The organism is Hydrogenophaga sp. GW823-FHT04C09, assembly GCF_058796355.1.
Genome location: NZ_JBXAIO010000008.1, coordinates 136,101 through 153,180 on the forward strand (window position 1 = coordinate 136,101; position 17,080 = coordinate 153,180).

Here is a 17,080-nt window from a genome sequence, read left to right on the forward strand (position 1 = left end):
TCGAAAACGCCACCACCGCCGGTGGCGTTTTTCATGGCGCTCAATCCTCCCATGCAGCGGCCTGGATGGCCGCCACGATCTCGCGGCCCGAGCGCACCAGCGCAGGCCCGAAGTTCTCGTGCAGCAAGGCCCCCTGCAGGCGCGAGGCCGGCCCGCCCACGGTGAGCGCCAGCGGCTCGCGGCCGTCGCCCAGGTCGATGCCCACGCCGATCGCGGCGATCTCGCTCTCCCATTCGGATTCCGACGTCACGCAGCCGCGCTCGGCGTGGTCGGCCTCGGCGCGCCGCAGCCCGGCTTCGCGCACCGGCCACAGCGCCGCGTTTTCCGCCTGCAGCCGGCCGGCGATCAGCGCCCGCATGCCCGGTGGTGTGGCGCACCAGATCGCACGCCCCATCGCGGTCTCGGCGAACGGCAGGCGCGTGCCCACGTCCAGCCCGAGGATGAGGCGCGCCGTGCTGCGGCAGTGCGCTACATAGACCACCGAGGTGCCATGCCGCACACCCAAGGAGATCGCGGCCTGGGTGTGCTCGGCCAACGTCTCCATGAACGGCCGCGCGATGCGCCCGACCTGGAAGTTGGACAACACGCTGAAGCCCAGCGAGAGCACCGCCGGGCTCAGCGCGTACTCGCCAGTGGCCGCGCGGTGCCGCAGGTAGCCCAGGCTGGTCAGCGTGAACGTGAGGCGCGAGACGGTGGCCTGCGGCAACCCGGTGCGGCGCGCGAGTTCCTGGTGCGCGAGCCAGCGGTCCGACGGGCCGAAGCTGCGCAGCACCGTGAGCCCGCGCGCCAGGGCGGTGACGAAACGGCGGTCCTCGGCGGGATCGATGTCGGCCAGCGGGGTCGCTGGCGTGTGGCGCTGGCGCCCCATGGGATGTCTCCTTTTTCTGCAGATCGGAATACGGCACCTCCCGTATTCCGCGCATCGGAATTCTGAGGCTCTTTCGTCGGATGCCGGATGCTCGGTTTCCCTGAATGGCATTTACACGGCCAAGGCGTGGACCGTATATTGATCTTCATCTTCTTGTTTTCCGCCAAGCGGAATCAAACACCATGCCCTCGCAAACGGCCCACTGGCCGCCCGGCCTGCCCCGGCAACTCACGCTGCCGCAGACCAACCTCTTCTACAACCTCGAGGTCTCGGCCACGCGGTTTCCCGACAAGCCCTTCATCGTCTTCTACGACACGCCGCTGAGCTACGCGCGCTTCCTGCGCGAGGCCGAGCACATCGCGGGGCACCTGCAACAGGTGTGCGGCGTGAAGCCGGGCGACCGCGTGCTGCTGTGCATGCAGAACAGCCCGCAATGGGCCCTGGCCTTCTACGGCATCCTGCGCGCCAACGCGGTGGTGGTGCCGGTGAACCCGATGAACCGCGAGGAAGAGCTGCGCCATTGCCTCAGCGACAGCGGCGCGCAGGCGGCCTTCGTGGCGCAGGACCTGTTGCCGCAGCTGCGACCGCTGCTCACCACCGAGACCGAGGGCGAAGGCCTGCGCCACCTCGTGGTCGCCACCTACAGCGACCACCTGCGCGTGCCCACCGAACTGCGCGTGCCCGACTTCGTGGCCGCGCCGCGCTCACCCATCGAAGGCCCCGGTCTCGTGGCCTGGGCCGACATGGTGGCCGCCGCCCGCGCGCCCGGGCCGCTGACCACCGGGCCCGACGACCTCTGCGCCATGCCCTACACCTCGGGCACCACCGGCCTGCCCAAGGGCTGCATGCACACCCACCGCAGCGTGATGAGCACGCTGGTCGGCGGCGTGCGCTGGTTCGGCACCTCGCAGGACGCGGTCTGTCTCTCGGTGCTGCCCTTCTTCCACGTCACCGGCCTCTCCGGCAGCCTGAACGGCCCGCTGTACGCGGGCGCGACCCTGGTGGTGCTCTCGCGCTGGGACCGCGAGGTCGCCGCGATCTGCATGCAGCGCTACCGCGTCACGATGTGGCAGGCGATCTCCACCATGGTGATCGACTTCCTCGCGCACCCGCAGCTCGACCAGTTCGACCTGGCCAGCCTGGCCTGCGTGCGCGGCGGCGGCGCGGCCATGCCCGACGCGGTGGCCGCGCGCCTCAAGGCGCTCACCGGGCAGGACTACATCGAGGGCTACGGCATGTCCGAGACCATGGCCGCCACCCACATCAACCCCACGCACCGGCCCAAGCCCCAGTGCCTGGGCCTGCCGGTGTTCGACGTGGACGCGCGCGTGCTCGACCCCGACACCCTGACCGAACGCCCCGCCGGCGAGACCGGCGAGATCGTGGTGCACGGGCCGCAGCTCATGCAGGGCTACTGGCGCAACCCGCAGGCCACCAGCGAGGCCTTCATCGAGATCGACGGCCAGCGCTTCCTGCGCACCGGCGACCTCGGCCACGTCGACGAAGAAGGCTACTTTTTCATGACCGACCGGCTCAAACGCATGATCAACGCGAGCGGCTTCAAGGTCTGGCCGGCCGAGGTGGAGGCGCTCATGTACCACCACCCGGCGATCCAGGAAGCCTGCGTGATCGGCGTGCGCGACGCGCGCCGCGGCGAGACCGTCAAGGCCCTGGTGGTGCTGCGGCCTGGACAGCGGGGCCAGGTCAGCGAACAGGACGTGATCGAGTGGGCGCACGGCCACATGGCCGCCTACAAGAGCCCGCGCATCGTGGAATTCGTGGAAACGCTGCCCCGCTCGGGCAGCGGCAAGGTGATGTGGCGCGAACTGCAGGCGCAGCAGGCCGCGCGCGACGCACAGACACCCCATCCCTCCTGAGCAACCGCCCACCCGGCATCACCACAGAAGGAGACAAGGCATGCAACACCCCTCATCACCCCCCTCGAAGCGCCGCCGCGCGCTGCTGCTGGCCAGCGCCGCCAGCGCGGGCCTGGCCCCGTTCGGCCTCGCGCAGGCGCAATCGCCCGCGTACCCGAACCGCCCCGTGACCATGATCATTCCCTGGCCCGCCGGCGGCTCGACCGACCGCCACCTGCGTGCGCTCGCCGAGATCGCCAGCAAACACCTGGGCCAGCCCATCGTGATCGAGAACCGCCCCGGTGCCGGCGGCACCCTGGGCCCCAGCACCATGGCGCAAACCGCCAAGCCCGATGGCTACACCATCGCCCAGTTCCCGCTCGGCCTGCTGCGCATGCCGCACATGCAGAAGACCAACTGGGACCCGCTGACCGACTTCACCTACATCATCGGCGTCTCGGGCTACACCTTCGGCCTCACCGTCAAGGCCGACTCGCCCTACAAGACCTTCAAGGACTACATCGAGGCCGCGCGCAAGCAGCCCGGCGCCATCAACTACGGCTCCACCGGCACCGGCAGCAGCCCGCACCTGCTGATGGAAGAGCTGGCCGGCAACGCCAAGGTGCAGCTCACGCACGTGCCCTTCAAGGGCAACGCCGACCTGCAGGCCGCCCTGCTCGGCGGCCACGTGATGGCGCAGAGCGACGCCAGCGGCTGGGACAAGTACGTGGACGGCGGCCAGATGCGCCTGCTGGTCACCTTCGGCGAACAGCGCACCCAGCGCTGGCCCGAGGTGCCCACCGCGCAGGAGCTCGGCTACGGCGTGGTGTCCACCTCGCCCTATGGCCTGGCCGGCCCCAAGGGCATGGACCCGGCCGTCACCAAGGTGCTGCACGATGCGTTCAAGAAGGCCATGGAGGACCCCAGGCACATCGAGGTGCTGGGCCAGCTCAACCAGGCCATGTGGTACCGCAGCGGCGACGACTACCGCAAGTGGGCGGCCGAGACCTACGCCAAGGACAAGACCCTGATCGAGCGCCTGGGGCTCGCCGCCAAATAGGCGCCGCACCGGCGGACTCGACTTTCGGCCCCATCCCGCCGCCAACTTGCGATAATCCCCCGGAATGGTTCAAAGCCCGTTGGCTGTTCAACGGGCTTTTTTCTTGTCCTGCTTTTTTCCGATCCGATCATGACCTCTGCCTTGCACACCTCGGCCCTGACCTCCCTGCCCCTGCTGGCGCGCGGCAAGGTGCGCGACAACTACGCCGTGGGCGACGACCGCATCCTGATGGTGGCGAGCGACCGCATCAGCGCGTTCGACGTGATCATGGGTGAACCGATCCCCGGCAAGGGCGAGCTGCTCACCCGGCTCTCGCTGTTCTGGTTCGACCAGCTCGGCCCCAAGGGTTTGAACATCTGCCCGATCCACCTCACCGGCGACGCACCCGAGAGCGTGGTCTCGCCCGCCGAGGTGCCGCAGGTCACCGGCCGCTCGATGCTGGTGCAGCGCCTCAAGCCGATCCCGGTGGAAGCCGTGGTGCGCGGCTACCTGGCCGGCAGCGGCTGGAAGGAGTACCAGGAAAGCCGCTCGGTCTGCGGCGTGAAGCTGCCCGAGGGCCTGCAGAACGCCTCGCAATTGCCCGAGCCAATCTACACGCCCGCGGCCAAGGCGGCCATGGGCGAGCACGACGAGAACATCACCTTCGAGCGCACGGTCGAGATGATCGGCCCCGAACTCGCCGCGCAGATTCGCGACGTGTCGATCGCGCTCTACCAGGCAGCCGCGGCGATCGCGCTGAAGAAGGGCATCATCATTGCCGACACCAAGTTCGAGTTCGGCCTGGACAAGGCCGGCAAGCTGGTGCTCATGGACGAGGTGCTCACGCCCGACAGCTCGCGCTACTGGCCGGCCGAGAGCTACGTGGTGGGCCAGAACCCGCCCAGCTACGACAAGCAGTTCCTGCGCGACTGGCTGGAGACCGCGCAGGTCAGCGGCAAGCCCTGGGACAAGACCCCCCCCGCGCCGCGCCTGCCGCGCGAGGTGATCGAGAAGACCGCCGCCAAATACCAGGAGGCGCTCACGCGCCTCATGAACTGATCAGCTGAGAACCACGCTGGAGAGGCGGCGGCGGTAGGTCGCCACCGTCGGGTCTTCCGGCGGCACCTGGCCTTCGGCCACCTTGGGCTTGGGTGGGTCGATCACGTCGAGGATGGCGATGAAGGTCTTGCGCGCCAGCTCCTCTTTCCAGGCCTTGTCGCGCATCAGGATCTCCAGCAGTTCGTCCATGGCCGCCGTCCACTGGCCGTAGGCCATGAGCAGTTGCGCGAGCGCGAAGCGCGATTCGAAGTCGCGCTTGTTGGCGGCGATGGCGGCCTGCAGCTCCGCCGCGCGGGCATCGGGGTCGGCCACCTCGGCCTGCGCATCGCGCGCGGCCATCCAGCGCTGCAGCGAGTCGAGCCGGCGCACGCCCGCGGCCTTGGCGATCACCGGGGCGAACGCCACCTTGGCGTCGTCGTCCTGCCCCATCTCCAGCAGCAGCTTCACGAGGTCGAAGCGCGCGTCGTCGTTGTCCGGTGCCGCCTGCACCGCCTCGCGCATCTTCTCCAGCGCGCCGTCCAGATCGCCCTGGGCGAGCGCGTCCTGCGCATCGGGCTCCACCGCCTCGGCCTCGGCTTCGTCGCCGCCGGGGGGCAGGTGCTTGTCGAGGAAGGCCTTGATCTGGCCCTCGGGCATCGCGCCCATGAAACCATCGACCGGCTGACCGTTCATGAGCAGCACGCAGGTGGGAATGCTGCGGATGCCGAAGGCGGCGGCGAGCTGCTGCTCCTGGTCGGAATCGATCTTGACCAGCTTGAAGCGGCCGGCGTAATCGGCCTCCAGCTTCTCCAGCAGCGGGCCGATCACCTTGCAGGGGCCGCACCACGGGGCCCAGAAATCCACCAGCACGGGGGTGTGCATCGAAGCCTCGATGACCTCGGCTTCAAAGTTGGCGACGGTGACGTTGATCATGGGAGCGGCCTGGGCAAACGTAAAATCCACACTTTACCGGAGACGCCATGCCCTGCCATGCGCGCGACCGCTCCAGCCCCCCGCGGGGGGCGCACCGGCCAGAGGCACCGTCATGAACTCCATCCAAGTGGGTGTGCTCATGGGCTCCAGCAGCGACTGGGACACCATGCAGCACGCCGTGCAGATCCTGCAGGACTTCGGCATCGCGCACGAGGCGCGCGTGGTCTCGGCGCACCGCATGCCCGACGACATGTTCACCTACGCCGAGGCGGCCGCCGGGCGCGGGCTCAAGGCGATCATCGCCGGGGCCGGCGGCGCGGCGCACCTGCCGGGCATGCTGGCGGCCAAGACCGTGGTGCCGGTGCTCGGCGTGCCGGTGGCCAGCAAACACCTCAGTGGCGTGGACTCGCTGCACAGCATCGTGCAGATGCCCAAGGGCATTCCCGTGGCCACCTTCGCCATCGGCGCGGCCGGCGCGGCCAACGCGGCGCTGTTCGCCGTGGCCCTGCTGGCCAGCCACGACCCCGAGCTGCGCCACAAGCTCGACACCTTCCGCGCCCAACAGACCGCCGCCGCCCGCGCGATGACCCTGCCCGCATGAGCTTCAAGACCCTTCTCCCCGGCAACCCTTCCGTGCACAGCGGCCAGCAGACCACGCTGGGCGTGATGGGTGGCGGCCAGCTCGGCCGCATGTTCGTGCAGGCGGCGCAGGCCATGGGCTATTTCACCGTGGTGCTCGACCCCGATCCGGCCAGCCCCGCCGGCCTGGTCAGCCACCACCACATCAAGACCGCCTACGACGACGAGCAGGGCCTGGCCCAGCTGATGCAGCGCTGCGACGCCATCACCACCGAATTCGAGAACGTGCCGGCGCACGCCCTGCTCACGCTCGCGGCCCAGCGGCCGGTCGCCCCGTCCGCCGCCTGCGTGGCCGTGGCGCAGGACCGCGTGAAGGAGAAGGCCCACTTCGAGCACTGCGCGCCCATCAGCGGCGTGGCACCGGCGCCGCACGCCGTCATCACCACCGACGCCTCGCTCAAGGCCGTGCCGGCCGATCTGCTGCCCGGCATCCTGAAGACCGCGCGCATGGGCTACGACGGCAAGGGCCAGGTGCGCGTGTCCACGCGCGAGGAACTCGCCGCCGCCTGGGACGACCTGGACAAGGTGCCCTGCGTGCTGGAGAAGCTGCTCCAGCTGCGCGCCGAATGCTCGGTGATCGTGGCGCGCGGCGCCGACGGCCAGGTCGTGAGCTTCCCGGTGCAGAAGAACACGCACCACGACGGCATCCTCGCCCTCACCGAGGTCTTCGACGGCGCGCTCGATCCCACCCTGGCACAGCGCGCGCAGGCCAGCACGGTGGCCATCGCGAACCACCTGCAGTACGTGGGCGTGCTGTGCGTCGAGTACTTCGTGGTGCAGAACGCCGATGGCGCGCTCGACCTTGTGGTCAACGAAATGGCGCCGCGCCCGCACAACAGCGGCCACTACACGCAGAACGCCTGCGACCTGTCGCAGTTCGAAGCCCAGGTGCGCGCGCTTGCCGGCCTGCCGCTGCCCACGCCGCGCCAGCACAGCCCGGCCATCATGGTCAACCTGCTGGGCGATCTCTGGTTCGCGCCCAATGCCGTGCGCGCGCAAGCCAGCAGGACACCCGTGTCGCCGCCCTGGGGCGCGGTGCTGGCCCTGCCCGGCACCCACCTGCACCTCTACGGCAAGCTGGGCGCCCGCCCGGGCCGCAAGATGGGCCACCTCAACATCACCGGCGCCAGCGTGGCCCAGGTGCGCGAGACCACCGCGCAGGTGCTGGCGCTGCTCGGCCTGCCCGCGCTCGGCGCCTGAGGCGCGCCATGCCACCGCCGCTGCTGTCCGCGCAAGACCCCGCCGCCATCGAGCGCGCGGCGCAGCGCCTGGCCGACGGCTCGCTGGTGGGCATGCCCACCGAAACCGTCTACGGCCTCGCGGCCGATGCCGACAACGCCACGGCGGTGCACCGCATCTTCGAGGCCAAGGGCCGCCCGGCCGACCACCCGCTGATCGTGCACCTCGCGCCCGGCCCGGGCGCGCACGGCTGGCGCGCCGGCGTGGACCACTACGCGCGCGAAGTCCCCGCCTTTGCCGCCGCGCTCATGCACGCCTTCTGGCCCGGCCCGCTCACGCTGATCCTGCCGCGCCGCGAGGGCGTGGCTGCGGTCGCCGCCGGCGGGCAGGACTCGGTCGGCCTGCGCTGCCCGGCCCACCCCGTGGCCCAGGCCCTGCTGAGCGCGGCCGCCGCGCGCGGCGTGAGCGGCGTGGCGGCGCCCAGCGCCAACCGCTTCGGCCGCGTGAGCCCCACCACCGCCGCGCACGTGGCCGAGGAGTTCGCCAGCCTGGCGGAAGACGAATTGCTGATCCTCGACGGCGGCGCCTGCCCGGTGGGCATCGAATCCACCATCGTCGACTGCACGCGCGGCCACCCCGTGCTGCTGCGCCCCGGCATGATCACCGTCGCGCAACTTGAAGCGGCCTGCGGCCAGCCCCTGCGCGAGCGCGACGAGGCCGCGCCGCGCGCCTCGGGCACGCTGGAATCGCACTACGCGCCGCGCGCCAAGGTGCGGCTGATGGACGCGCATCAGCTGCGCTCGGCCTTCCAGGTGCTGGGCAACGACGCGAAGCACATCGCGCTCTACGCGCGCAGCCCCGTGGAGCCCGCGCGAAGCGTGCCGCGCCGGCGCATGCCGGACGACGCGGCCGCCGCCGCCCAGGAACTCTTTGCCGTGTTGCGCGAGCTGGACGCCACCGGCGTGCGCCTCATCTGGGTGGAAACGCCACCGGAAGACCCAGCCTGGGACGGCGTGCGCGACCGGCTGAGGCGCGCCGCGGCATGAGGAGGAACACCCCCCTGCGCCGCTTTGCGGCTTCCCCCCTCTGTGGCGCGCCTTCGGCGCTTCGAGGGGGGACGGCATCTCGGGCCGGCGGAGCCGGACCCTTGATGCCCCTGGACGGGGCTGCTTCATCCGATGCGGGTCGCGCTCCGGCGCGGTGAACGCGGGGTTCAGTCCGGCAACGACGCCGTCCACTCCAGCAAGGCATCCAGCGCCGGTCGCGCAGCCGGTGCATTCGGGTGGTTGATGAAACCGACCACCACATAACGCGCGCCATTGGCCGCGTTGACGTAGCCGGCGATGCCGGTGACGTCGCGCAGCGTGCCGGTCTTGACCCAGGCGTTGCCGCGCGCGGCGCTCTGGCCACCGCGCGCCAGCCGCGCCGCGGTGCCGCTGACGCCTGCGATCGAAAGCGACTGCACGAACTGCACGCCCTGCGGGTGGCGCGCGGCGTGGTGCAGCAGGCCCGCCAGCGCCTCGGGCGTGATGCGCTCCTCGCGCGAGAGGCCCGAGCCGTTGTCGAGCACCGGCCCCGGCATGCGGGGGCCGAAGGTGCGTTTCCACCAGTCGGTCACGACCTCGCGCGAGTATTCGAAGCGCGCCGGGCGTGAGGGCACCAGCCGGGCGGCGGCCGAACCCGGGGCCACCATGGCCAGCACGGGCGTGGCCGTCTGCGGCGGCGCCAGCTGGCCCAGCGTGAGGAACACCTGCTGCGCCATCACGTTGTTGCTCCACTGGTTCACGTCCACGATGACCTCGGACAGGGGCAGCGAGCGCGCCTCGTGCAGCAACTGCACCTCGGCCGGCATGGTGCCGTCGCGCACCTGGCCGGTGATGGAGCCGCCGCTGGCGCGCCACAGACCTTCCATCGCGCGCGCGGCGTAGCTCGCGGGCTGCTGGTAGGCCACGGGCCACTTGAGTTCGCCGCAGACCTGCGGGTAGCGGCCCTCGAAGCGGATGCTGTTCGGGTCGTCGAAGCGGGCCTGCACGGTGCCGCGCCAGTCCCCGCAGGCGGTGCCGCGCGAGAGCGGCACGGAGGCGTCGACCGCCAGGCCGGCCATGGGCGGCTCGCTGACCACGCGGGCCACGCCGTTGGCCAGATCGGGCTGGAAGGTCAGGATGACCGACTTGAAGTTGACCAGCAGCGCGTCGGGCGTGGCGTTGTAGGGCCGCAGGGCCTCGCCGTCGAAGGCGCCGGGGTCGATCGCGGGCAGCTCGAACGCGCTGTGATCGAGCACCATGTCGCCCAGGATCACGCGCACGCCCTTGGCCTGCAGGGCCAGGTAGGCCTCCTGGATGCGTTCGAGCACGAACTTGGGATCGCCGCCCCCGCGCACGTACAGGTTGCCGCGCAGCACGCCGTTCTCGACCGTGCCGTCGGTGTAGAAGCGGGTGTTCCAGGTGAAATCGCTGCCCAGCAGGTCGATGGCGGCGTAGGTCGTCACCAGTTTCATCACCGAGGCCGGGTTCACCGGGGTGCTGGCGCGGTGGCGCAGGCGCTCATGGGCGTCGGGATCGACCGAGATCACCAGCGCCGACAGCGCGCTGGCCGGCACCTGGGCCCGGCTCATGGCCGCCAGCACCGCGGGCGGCAGGGGGTCGCTCCGGCCCGCCATCTGGGCGCACGCGGGCAGCGCCAGGCCGGCCAGCAGGCTCAGCACCAGCCCGCGCACCGGGCGCAAGGCGGTCACACGGCGGAGGAAGTCGATATCGAACATGGTGTTTCATTATGAAACGGCACCGGGGAAGAACCGGCCACGGCCGTGTGAATGGCCGTTGCGGTGGATGGCCGGCGGCGCGCCCCCACCCCGGAAGCGGGGGCACCCGGTGCCCGATAATCCCGGGATGCCTTCCGCCTTGCGCCTGCTCACCCTTGAAACCAGCACCGACACCCTCTCGGTCGCCCTGGGCAGCGGCGCGCCCGACGGCCCGCTGTGGCAGCACAGCGGCCCGGGCGGCGCGATGGCGTCCACCACCCTGCTGCCGCTGGTGAAACAGCTGCTCGATGCCTCGGGCTGGGCCCTGAACAGCCTGGACGCCGTGGTGTTCGGCCGGGGGCCGGGCTCGTTCACCGGCCTGCGCACCGCCTGTGCCGTGGCCCAGGGCCTGGCCTACGGAGCGCAGGATGCGGCCCGCCCGCAGGGCCTGCCGGTGCTGCCGGTCGACACCCTCCTCGCCCTGGCCGAAGAGGCCCGCTGGAACCACCAGCACGCCGGCCAGACCCCGCCCAAGCGCATCGCCGCCCTGCTCGACGCCCGCATGGGCGAGCTGTACGTGGCCACTTACGCCTGCGCGCCAGCAGGGCTGTCACCGCTGGCGCCGGCCCGCCTGTGCGCGCCGGCCGACCTGGGCGCACACCTTCAGGCCGATGGCGCCACCCTGCTCGCGGGCAACGTGTTCGACAGCTATGCCAGCGCCCTGGCCGAACTGCCGGGCATCCGCCTGCCGTCCCTGCCCACGGCCGCCGCGCTGCTGCGCCTGGCGCCCGGCCTGCTGGCCGCGGGCGCGGCGGTGGCCGCGCGCGATGCCCTGCCGCTGTACGTGCGCGACAAGGTGGCCCAGACCACCGACGAGCGCGAACGCCTGAGAGCCGCCGTGGCGGCCGTCACGCCCTGAGGCTCACGATGGACACCACCGCGAACGCCCTGCTGCGGGCCATGACCCCCGGCGCCACCCAGCCCCCGCAGGCGGTGTGGCCACTGCCGGACACCGTGCGCCCCCCGGCCACCCGCGAACGCCGCATCGCCTTCGAGCCCATGACCGAGGCCGACCTGGACGCCGTGCGGGCGGTGGAAGTCACGGCCTACGCCCACCCCTGGTCGCGCAAGCATTTCCACGATTCGCTGCAGGCCGGCTACCCGGCGGTGTTGCTGCTGGGCGAGGCGCTGCCAGGTGAACAGGCGCAGGCCGTGCGCGCCGACGGCCGCGTGCTGCTGGGTTACCTAGTGGCCATGCCGGGCGTGGACGAGGTGCACCTGCTCAACATCACCGTGGCGCCGGCCCACCAGCGCCAGGGTTGGGCGCGCTTCATGCTCGACGCGCTGGTGCTGTGGTCGCGCGGCCAGCAGGCCCAGTGGCTCTGGCTGGAGGTGCGCCAGAGCAACGAAGCCGCGCGCCGCCTGTACGAGCGCTACGGTTTCTCGCAGGTCGGCCTGCGCAAGGGCTACTACCCGGACGGCCACCTGCGCCGGGAAGACGCCATCGTCATGAGCCTGAACCTGATGGCGGCGCGGGGCACCCGATGAGCGACGACGTGCTCGACACCTCCTTTGTTCCGCTGCTCGATGCGCGCCAGCGCGCCATGCTGGCCGAGATGGGCGTGCGCGTCTGGGCGCCCAGGCCGGTGCCGCCGGCCGTGGCGGCCCCCGTGGTGGAGGCACCCCAGGCCGCCGCCGGGACGCCCAAGGTCGCGGCGCCACCGGCCACCGCGCCTTCGCGCCCGGTGCCAACCCCAGCCCCGAGCAGCGCGCCGCTCGCGCCCGCCGAAGCCCCTCCCGCCCGCCCCAGCCACGTGGACCGCATGGACTGGCCCGAGCTGCGCGAGACCGTGGCCAACTGCCAGGCCTGTGGCCTGTGCAAGGGCCGAAAGAACACCGTGTTCGGCGTCGGCGACGTGCAGACCGACTGGATGATCGTGGGCGAAGCGCCCGGTGAAAACGAAGACCTGCAGGGTGAACCCTTCGTGGGCGCGGCCGGCCAGCTGCTCGACAACATGCTGCGCGCGGTGGGCCGCAGCCGCCAGGGCGAGGGGGCGCAAGGTGCCTACATCGCCAACGTGCTCAAGTGCCGACCGCCCGCCAACCGCAACCCGCAGCCCGAGGAAGTGGCGCGCTGCGAGCCCTACCTGGTGCGCCAGGTGACACTGGTCAAGCCCAAGGTCATCGTGGCCATGGGGCGCTTCGCGGTGCAGTCGCTGCTCAAGACCACCGAACCCATCGGCCGCCTGCGCGGCCGGGTGCACCGCTACGAAGGCGTGCCGGTGATCGTGACCTACCACCCGGCCTACCTGCTGCGCACCCCCGGCGACAAGGGCAAGGCCTGGGCCGACCTGTGCCTGGCGATGGAGCAGCTCGCTGCGCCCCTTGTGTGATGATTGTTTGATCAGACCCTTCATTCCAGAGAAAGAGAAACAGGGAGATGAGAGTACTTGCCGTGTTCGGAACACGCCCCGAGGCCATCAAGATGGCCCCCGTGGTCAACGTTCTGCGGGCCGATCCGTTCTTCGAAACCCGCATCTGCGTCACCGCCCAGCACCGCCAGATGCTCGACCAGGTGCTGGAGCTTTTTTCCATCAAGCCCGACTTCGACCTGGACCTGATGAAGCCGGGCCAGGACCTTTCGGACATCACCAGCCAGGTGCTGCTGGGCATGCGATCGGTGTACGAGCAATGGAAACCCGACATCGTGCTGGTGCATGGCGACACCACGACCACGCTGGCCACCAGCCTGTCGGCCTACTACGCGCGGCTGCGGGTGGGCCATGTGGAAGCGGGTCTGCGCACACACGACAAGTACGCCCCCTGGCCCGAAGAGCTGAACCGCCGCCTGACGGGTTCGATCGCCGACCTCCACTTCGCCCCCACCCAGCGCTCACAGGACAACCTGCTGGCCGAGGGGGTGCACCCGGAAGGCATCGAAATCACGGGCAACACCGTCATCGATGCGCTGCTGGGCATTGCGGACCGGGTGCGGACCGACGCCGCCATGCGCACGCGCTTCGAGGCCCAGTTCGCCTTCCTGAACGCCGGGCAGCGCCTGATCCTGGTCACCGGGCACCGGCGTGAAAACTTCGGCGTGGGCTTCGAAGCCATCTGCCACGCGCTCGCGGACATTGCCGGGCGGGGCGACGTGCAGGTGGTCTACCCGGTGCACCTCAACCCCAATGTGCAGGAGCCCGTGCGCCGAATCCTCTCCGGCCTGCCCAACGTCCATTTGCTGGAGCCGCTGGACTACCTGCCTTTCGTCTATCTGATGGACCGGTGCCATCTGCTCATCACCGACTCGGGGGGTGTGCAGGAAGAAGCCCCCTCACTCGGCAAGCCTGTGCTGGTGATGCGCGACACGACCGAGCGGCCGGAAGCGGTCGATGCCGGCACGGTCAAGCTCGTTGGTACCGATCGCGGCACCATCGTGCGCGAGGCCTTCCGCCTGCTGGACGACCCCGCGGCCTACGACACCATGACCCGCGCGCACAACCCCTATGGCGACGGGCACGCCGCCGAGCGCATCCGCGATCGCCTCAAGGCCCTCTCTTTCTGATTCCACTCGAATGATCCCCATGTTTGAAACCATCTCCATGATCGGCCTGGGCTACATCGGCCTGCCCACCGCCACGCTGTTCGCGTCCCGCAAGAAAAAAGTGATCGGCGTCGACGTGTCCGAGCATGCCGTGCACACCATCAACCAGGGAAAGATCCACATCGTCGAACCCGAGCTCGACATGCTGGTGCACGCCGCGGTTCACGAGGGCTACCTGCGGGCCACCACCCGGGCCGAGGCGGCCGATGCCTTTCTGATCGCCGTGCCCACGCCCTTCTCCGAGGGACACAAGCCCGACCTGTCCTATGTGCGCGCGGCCACCCTCTCCATCGCGCCGGTGCTGGCCAAGGGCAATCTGGTGATTCTCGAATCCACTTCGCCGGTGGGGACGACCGAGCAGGTGGCCGAGTGGCTGGCGGGTGCGCGGCCTGACTTGAGCTTTCCCCAGCACGCAGGCGAAACGGCGGACATCCAGATCGCGTACTGCCCGGAACGCGTGCTGCCGGGCCGTGTGGTGCACGAGCTCGTGGCCAACGACCGGGTGATCGGCGGCATGACGCAGAAGGCCGCCCACATGGCCAGCGCCCTGTACCAGACTTTCGTCAAAGGCGCTCTGATCCACACCAACGCGCGCACGGCTGAAATGTGCAAGCTCACGGAAAACAGCTTCCGGGACGTGAACATCGCTTTTGCCAATGAGCTGTCCATCATCTGCGACAAGATGGGCATCGACGTGTGGGAACTGATCAAGCTCGCCAACCGCCACCCCCGGGTCAACATCCTTCAGCCCGGTGCAGGGGTCGGGGGCCATTGCATCGCGGTGGACCCCTGGTTCATCGTGGATTCGGCGCCGGATGAGGCGCGCCTGATCCGCAGCGCGCGGGAGGTCAACGACCACAAGCCCGAATGGGTGCTGGAGAAGATCAAGTCGGCGATCGTGTCCGCGCTCGCCTCGGCGCCGCAGAAGACGATGCCGGACATCAAGGTCGCCTGCCTCGGGCTGGCTTTCAAACCCGACATCGACGACTTGCGCGAAAGCCCCGCCCTGGAGATCACGCAGAAGGTGGCCGAACTCGGCGTCGAGCTAATGGCCTTCGAGCCCAACATCGATCAACTGCCGGATCGGCTCTCGCGCCACCGCGCGCGCATGGCGTCCTCTCTCGCCGAGGCGCTCACGGCGGACGTGGTCGTGGTGCTGGTCAAGCACAAGGAAATCGTCGCCGAGAAAGCGGCGCTGCTGGACCACCCCACGCTGATAGACGCCGTGGGCATCGCCTAGCCCTTTAGGCCGGGCCGCGCCGCGACGGCCACAACACCGACGCGATCGCCACCATCACCAGCGCGACGGCGGCCCAGTCCTGCCAGTGCAGCACCTCGCCCAGCCACCACGCGCCGGTGAAGACGCCCAGCACGGGGATGAACATCACCGACAGCGTGGAGGCGATGGGCGGCAGGTCGCGCGCGAGCGAGAGCCAGGCCACCTGGGCGAAGGCGAACACGCCCAGCGCGTTGAAGACGATGGCCCACCAGATGCCCGGCGTGGGCCAGCCCCAGGCCGAGCGCTCGAAGGTCAGCGACAACACAGTCATCCACACCGTGGTGAGCGCCGTGAGCCAGAACGAGATGGTCAGCGTGGGCGTCGGAATCGTCGTGCGGCGCATCATCTGCGTGCCCACCGCCCAGGTGGCGGCGGCCACCAGCATCATCACCACACCCAGCGGCTTGCCCGAGAGCTGCGTGAGTTCGTGCCACAGCAGCAGCAGCACGCCCAGCGCCGCCGCCGCCACGCCGCCCCAGGCCCGGCCCGCCAGCCGCTGGCCGAACCACCAGCTGCCCACCAGCGCCGAGAACACCGGCATGGTGTAACCCAGGATCGCGGCGCGCCCGCTCGACAGCGTCTGGATCGCCAGGATCGCCAGCGTGTGCCAGAACAGCATGTTGAACACCGTGAGCACCGCCAGCTCCCGCCAGTGCTCGCGCGGGATGCGGAAGGGCACGCGCCGCCACCACAGGAACAGGCCCAGCACCGGCAACCCGATCCACATGCAGATGGTGCGGAAGGTCAGGGGTGGAAAACCCGTCACACCGAACTTCATGATGGGCCAGTTGACGCCCCAGACGAGGGTGAGCAGGACGAGCAGGACGAGTTGTTGTCGGGACAGGGCGTGCATGGGCGTGATCTTAGGCGGCGCGGGGGGGCGGTGTCCGTCGCGGGACCGCCAAGACCTCGCGGCAGGCGGCCAACTAAAATCGGCCCATGACCTTTCTCGACATGCTGCGCACCGCCGAGCGCCAGAACCGTTCCCTGCTGTGCGTGGGCCTGGACCCCGATCCCGCCCGTTTCCCCGCGCACCTGAAGAACGACGCCTCCCGCATCTACGACTTCTGCGCCGCCATCGTCGAGGCCACGGCCGACACGGCGATCGCCTTCAAGCCGCAGATCGCCTACTTCGCGGCGCACCGCGCGGAAGAGCAGCTGGAGCGGCTGATGGCGCACATGCGCCGCGTGGCGCCGCAGGTGCCGGTGATCCTGGACGCCAAGCGCGGCGACATCGGCAGCACCGCCGAGCAGTACGCGATCGAGGCCTTCGAGCGCTACGGCGCCGATGCGGTCACGCTCTCGCCCTTCATGGGCTTCGACTCGGTGCAGCCTTACCTGCAGTACCACGGCAAGGGCGCGTTCCTGCTCTGCCGCACCTCCAACCCCGGTGGCGACGACCTGCAGAACCAGCGCTTCGCCTCCATCGACGGCGAACCGCGCCTGTACGAACACGTGGCGCGCCTCGCGCAAGGACCGTGGAACCTCAACGGCCAGCTCGGCCTCGTGGTGGGCGCGACCTACCCCGCCGAGATCGAGCGCGTGCGCGAGATCGCGCCCACCCTGCCGTTGCTGATTCCCGGCGTGGGCGCGCAGGGTGGCGATGCGGTGGCCACCGTGAAGGCTGGCCTGCGCACCCAGGGCGATGAGACCACCGGTCCCATCATCGTGAACTCGTCGCGCGCCATTCTGTATGCGTCGGCCGGTGCGGACTTCGCGGACGCGGCGCGCCGGGTGGCGCAGAAAACACGAGACGAACTGCGCGCCGCGCGCACCTGAATTTCGACGGATGGCCGCCGGGCAAACCCCGGCGGTAGCGCCGCCGGGCGGGTGCCGCGAACGCGCCACACCCACTTGTAACGACTTGAAATTCGGCCTTTTCCGCTGAAGGCGCCTCCCTACACTCGC

General features: G+C 70.1%; 16 protein-coding genes. 12 read left to right on the top strand and 4 right to left on the bottom strand.

All coding sequences use genetic code 11. The features are described 5' to 3' along the window. Positions 1-40: 40 nt before the first annotated feature. Positions 41-868 (bottom strand): IclR family transcriptional regulator, encoded by an 828-nt coding sequence (locus AC1Q9M_RS20840; protein ID WP_382322134.1) that lies wholly within the window; start codon positions 866-868, stop codon positions 41-43. A 182-nt stretch (positions 869-1,050) separates the two neighbouring features. Here AC1Q9M_RS20840 and AC1Q9M_RS20845 point away from each other — a divergent pair, with 182 nt between their 5' ends. From AC1Q9M_RS20845 to AC1Q9M_RS20855, 3 genes are all read left to right on the top strand, one after another. Beyond that, positions 1,051-2,745 (top strand): long-chain fatty acid--CoA ligase, encoded by a 1,695-nt coding sequence (locus tag AC1Q9M_RS20845; RefSeq protein ID WP_444687579.1) that lies wholly within the window; start codon positions 1,051-1,053, stop codon positions 2,743-2,745. Between the two features lie 40 nt (positions 2,746-2,785). After that, positions 2,786-3,784: a tripartite tricarboxylate transporter substrate binding protein gene (locus tag AC1Q9M_RS20850; protein WP_382322136.1), complete on the top strand. Its 999-nt coding sequence runs from the start codon at positions 2,786-2,788 to the stop codon at positions 3,782-3,784. Between the two features lie 129 nt (positions 3,785-3,913). Beyond that, the gene (locus AC1Q9M_RS20855) at positions 3,914-4,822 is read left to right on the top strand and encodes a phosphoribosylaminoimidazolesuccinocarboxamide synthase (RefSeq protein WP_492435555.1); all 909 of its coding nucleotides are present in this window, start codon (positions 3,914-3,916) and stop codon (positions 4,820-4,822) included. Here AC1Q9M_RS20855 and trxA read toward each other — a convergent pair whose 3' ends face one another. Next, entirely contained in the window at positions 4,823-5,734 is a 912-nt protein-coding gene (gene trxA / locus AC1Q9M_RS20860) for a thioredoxin (protein ID WP_382322137.1), read from the bottom strand. It abuts the gene before it with no gap. 112 nt (positions 5,735-5,846) lie between these two features. Between trxA and purE the strand changes: the two genes are divergently transcribed. Genes purE through AC1Q9M_RS20875 form a run of 3 tightly spaced genes read left to right on the top strand, consistent with a single transcriptional unit; the run spans position 5,847 to position 8,598 of the window. After that, entirely contained in the window at positions 5,847-6,335 is a 489-nt protein-coding gene (purE, locus tag AC1Q9M_RS20865) for a 5-(carboxyamino)imidazole ribonucleotide mutase (protein WP_291111981.1), read from the top strand. Further along, positions 6,332-7,573 (top strand): 5-(carboxyamino)imidazole ribonucleotide synthase, encoded by a 1,242-nt coding sequence (locus tag AC1Q9M_RS20870; protein ID WP_492435558.1) that lies wholly within the window; start codon positions 6,332-6,334, stop codon positions 7,571-7,573. The genes purE and AC1Q9M_RS20870 overlap by 4 nt, the downstream gene beginning before the upstream one ends. A gap of 8 nt (positions 7,574-7,581) precedes the next feature. Next, entirely contained in the window at positions 7,582-8,598 is a 1,017-nt protein-coding gene (locus AC1Q9M_RS20875) for an L-threonylcarbamoyladenylate synthase (protein WP_382322139.1), read from the top strand. A 167-nt stretch (positions 8,599-8,765) separates the two neighbouring features. Here the strand turns inward: AC1Q9M_RS20875 and dacB are convergent, their stop codons facing one another. Beyond that, positions 8,766-10,313: a D-alanyl-D-alanine carboxypeptidase/D-alanyl-D-alanine endopeptidase gene (gene dacB / locus AC1Q9M_RS20880; protein ID WP_492435560.1), complete on the bottom strand. Its 1,548-nt coding sequence runs from the start codon at positions 10,311-10,313 to the stop codon at positions 8,766-8,768. A 127-nt stretch (positions 10,314-10,440) separates the two neighbouring features. On the opposite strand from dacB, the gene tsaB reads away from it, so the two are divergent. From tsaB to wecC, 5 genes are read left to right on the top strand one after another with little or no spacing between them, the layout of a single operon-like run. Further along, positions 10,441-11,211, top strand: a complete 771-nt coding sequence (tsaB, locus tag AC1Q9M_RS20885; RefSeq protein WP_492435562.1) for a tRNA (adenosine(37)-N6)-threonylcarbamoyltransferase complex dimerization subunit type 1 TsaB — start codon at positions 10,441-10,443, stop codon at positions 11,209-11,211. A gap of 41 nt (positions 11,212-11,252) precedes the next feature. Beyond that, positions 11,253-11,840 carry a ribosomal protein S18-alanine N-acetyltransferase gene (gene rimI, locus AC1Q9M_RS20890; RefSeq protein WP_492435699.1) on the top strand — a complete coding sequence of 196 codons (588 nt, stop codon included), beginning with the start codon at positions 11,253-11,255 and terminating at the stop codon, positions 11,838-11,840. Next, positions 11,837-12,685, top strand: coding sequence for a uracil-DNA glycosylase (locus AC1Q9M_RS20895; protein ID WP_492435564.1), 849 nt, complete (start codon positions 11,837-11,839; stop codon positions 12,683-12,685). Before rimI ends, AC1Q9M_RS20895 begins: the two co-directional genes overlap by 4 nt. Before the next feature lie 47 nt (positions 12,686-12,732). After that, positions 12,733-13,854: a non-hydrolyzing UDP-N-acetylglucosamine 2-epimerase gene (gene wecB / locus AC1Q9M_RS20900; RefSeq protein ID WP_492435566.1), complete on the top strand. Its 1,122-nt coding sequence runs from the start codon at positions 12,733-12,735 to the stop codon at positions 13,852-13,854. Between the two features lie 19 nt (positions 13,855-13,873). Continuing rightward, positions 13,874-15,133: a UDP-N-acetyl-D-mannosamine dehydrogenase gene (gene wecC / locus AC1Q9M_RS20905; protein ID WP_492435568.1), complete on the top strand. Its 1,260-nt coding sequence runs from the start codon at positions 13,874-13,876 to the stop codon at positions 15,131-15,133. A gap of 4 nt (positions 15,134-15,137) precedes the next feature. On the opposite strand, the gene AC1Q9M_RS20910 is transcribed toward wecC, so the two are convergent. Continuing rightward, entirely contained in the window at positions 15,138-16,025 is an 888-nt protein-coding gene (locus AC1Q9M_RS20910) for a DMT family transporter (protein WP_492435570.1), read from the bottom strand. A gap of 86 nt (positions 16,026-16,111) precedes the next feature. On the opposite strand from AC1Q9M_RS20910, the gene pyrF reads away from it, so the two are divergent. Continuing rightward, the gene (gene pyrF / locus AC1Q9M_RS20915) at positions 16,112-16,951 is read left to right on the top strand and encodes an orotidine-5'-phosphate decarboxylase (protein WP_444687585.1); all 840 of its coding nucleotides are present in this window, start codon (positions 16,112-16,114) and stop codon (positions 16,949-16,951) included. Positions 16,952-17,080: the final 129 nt, after the last annotated feature.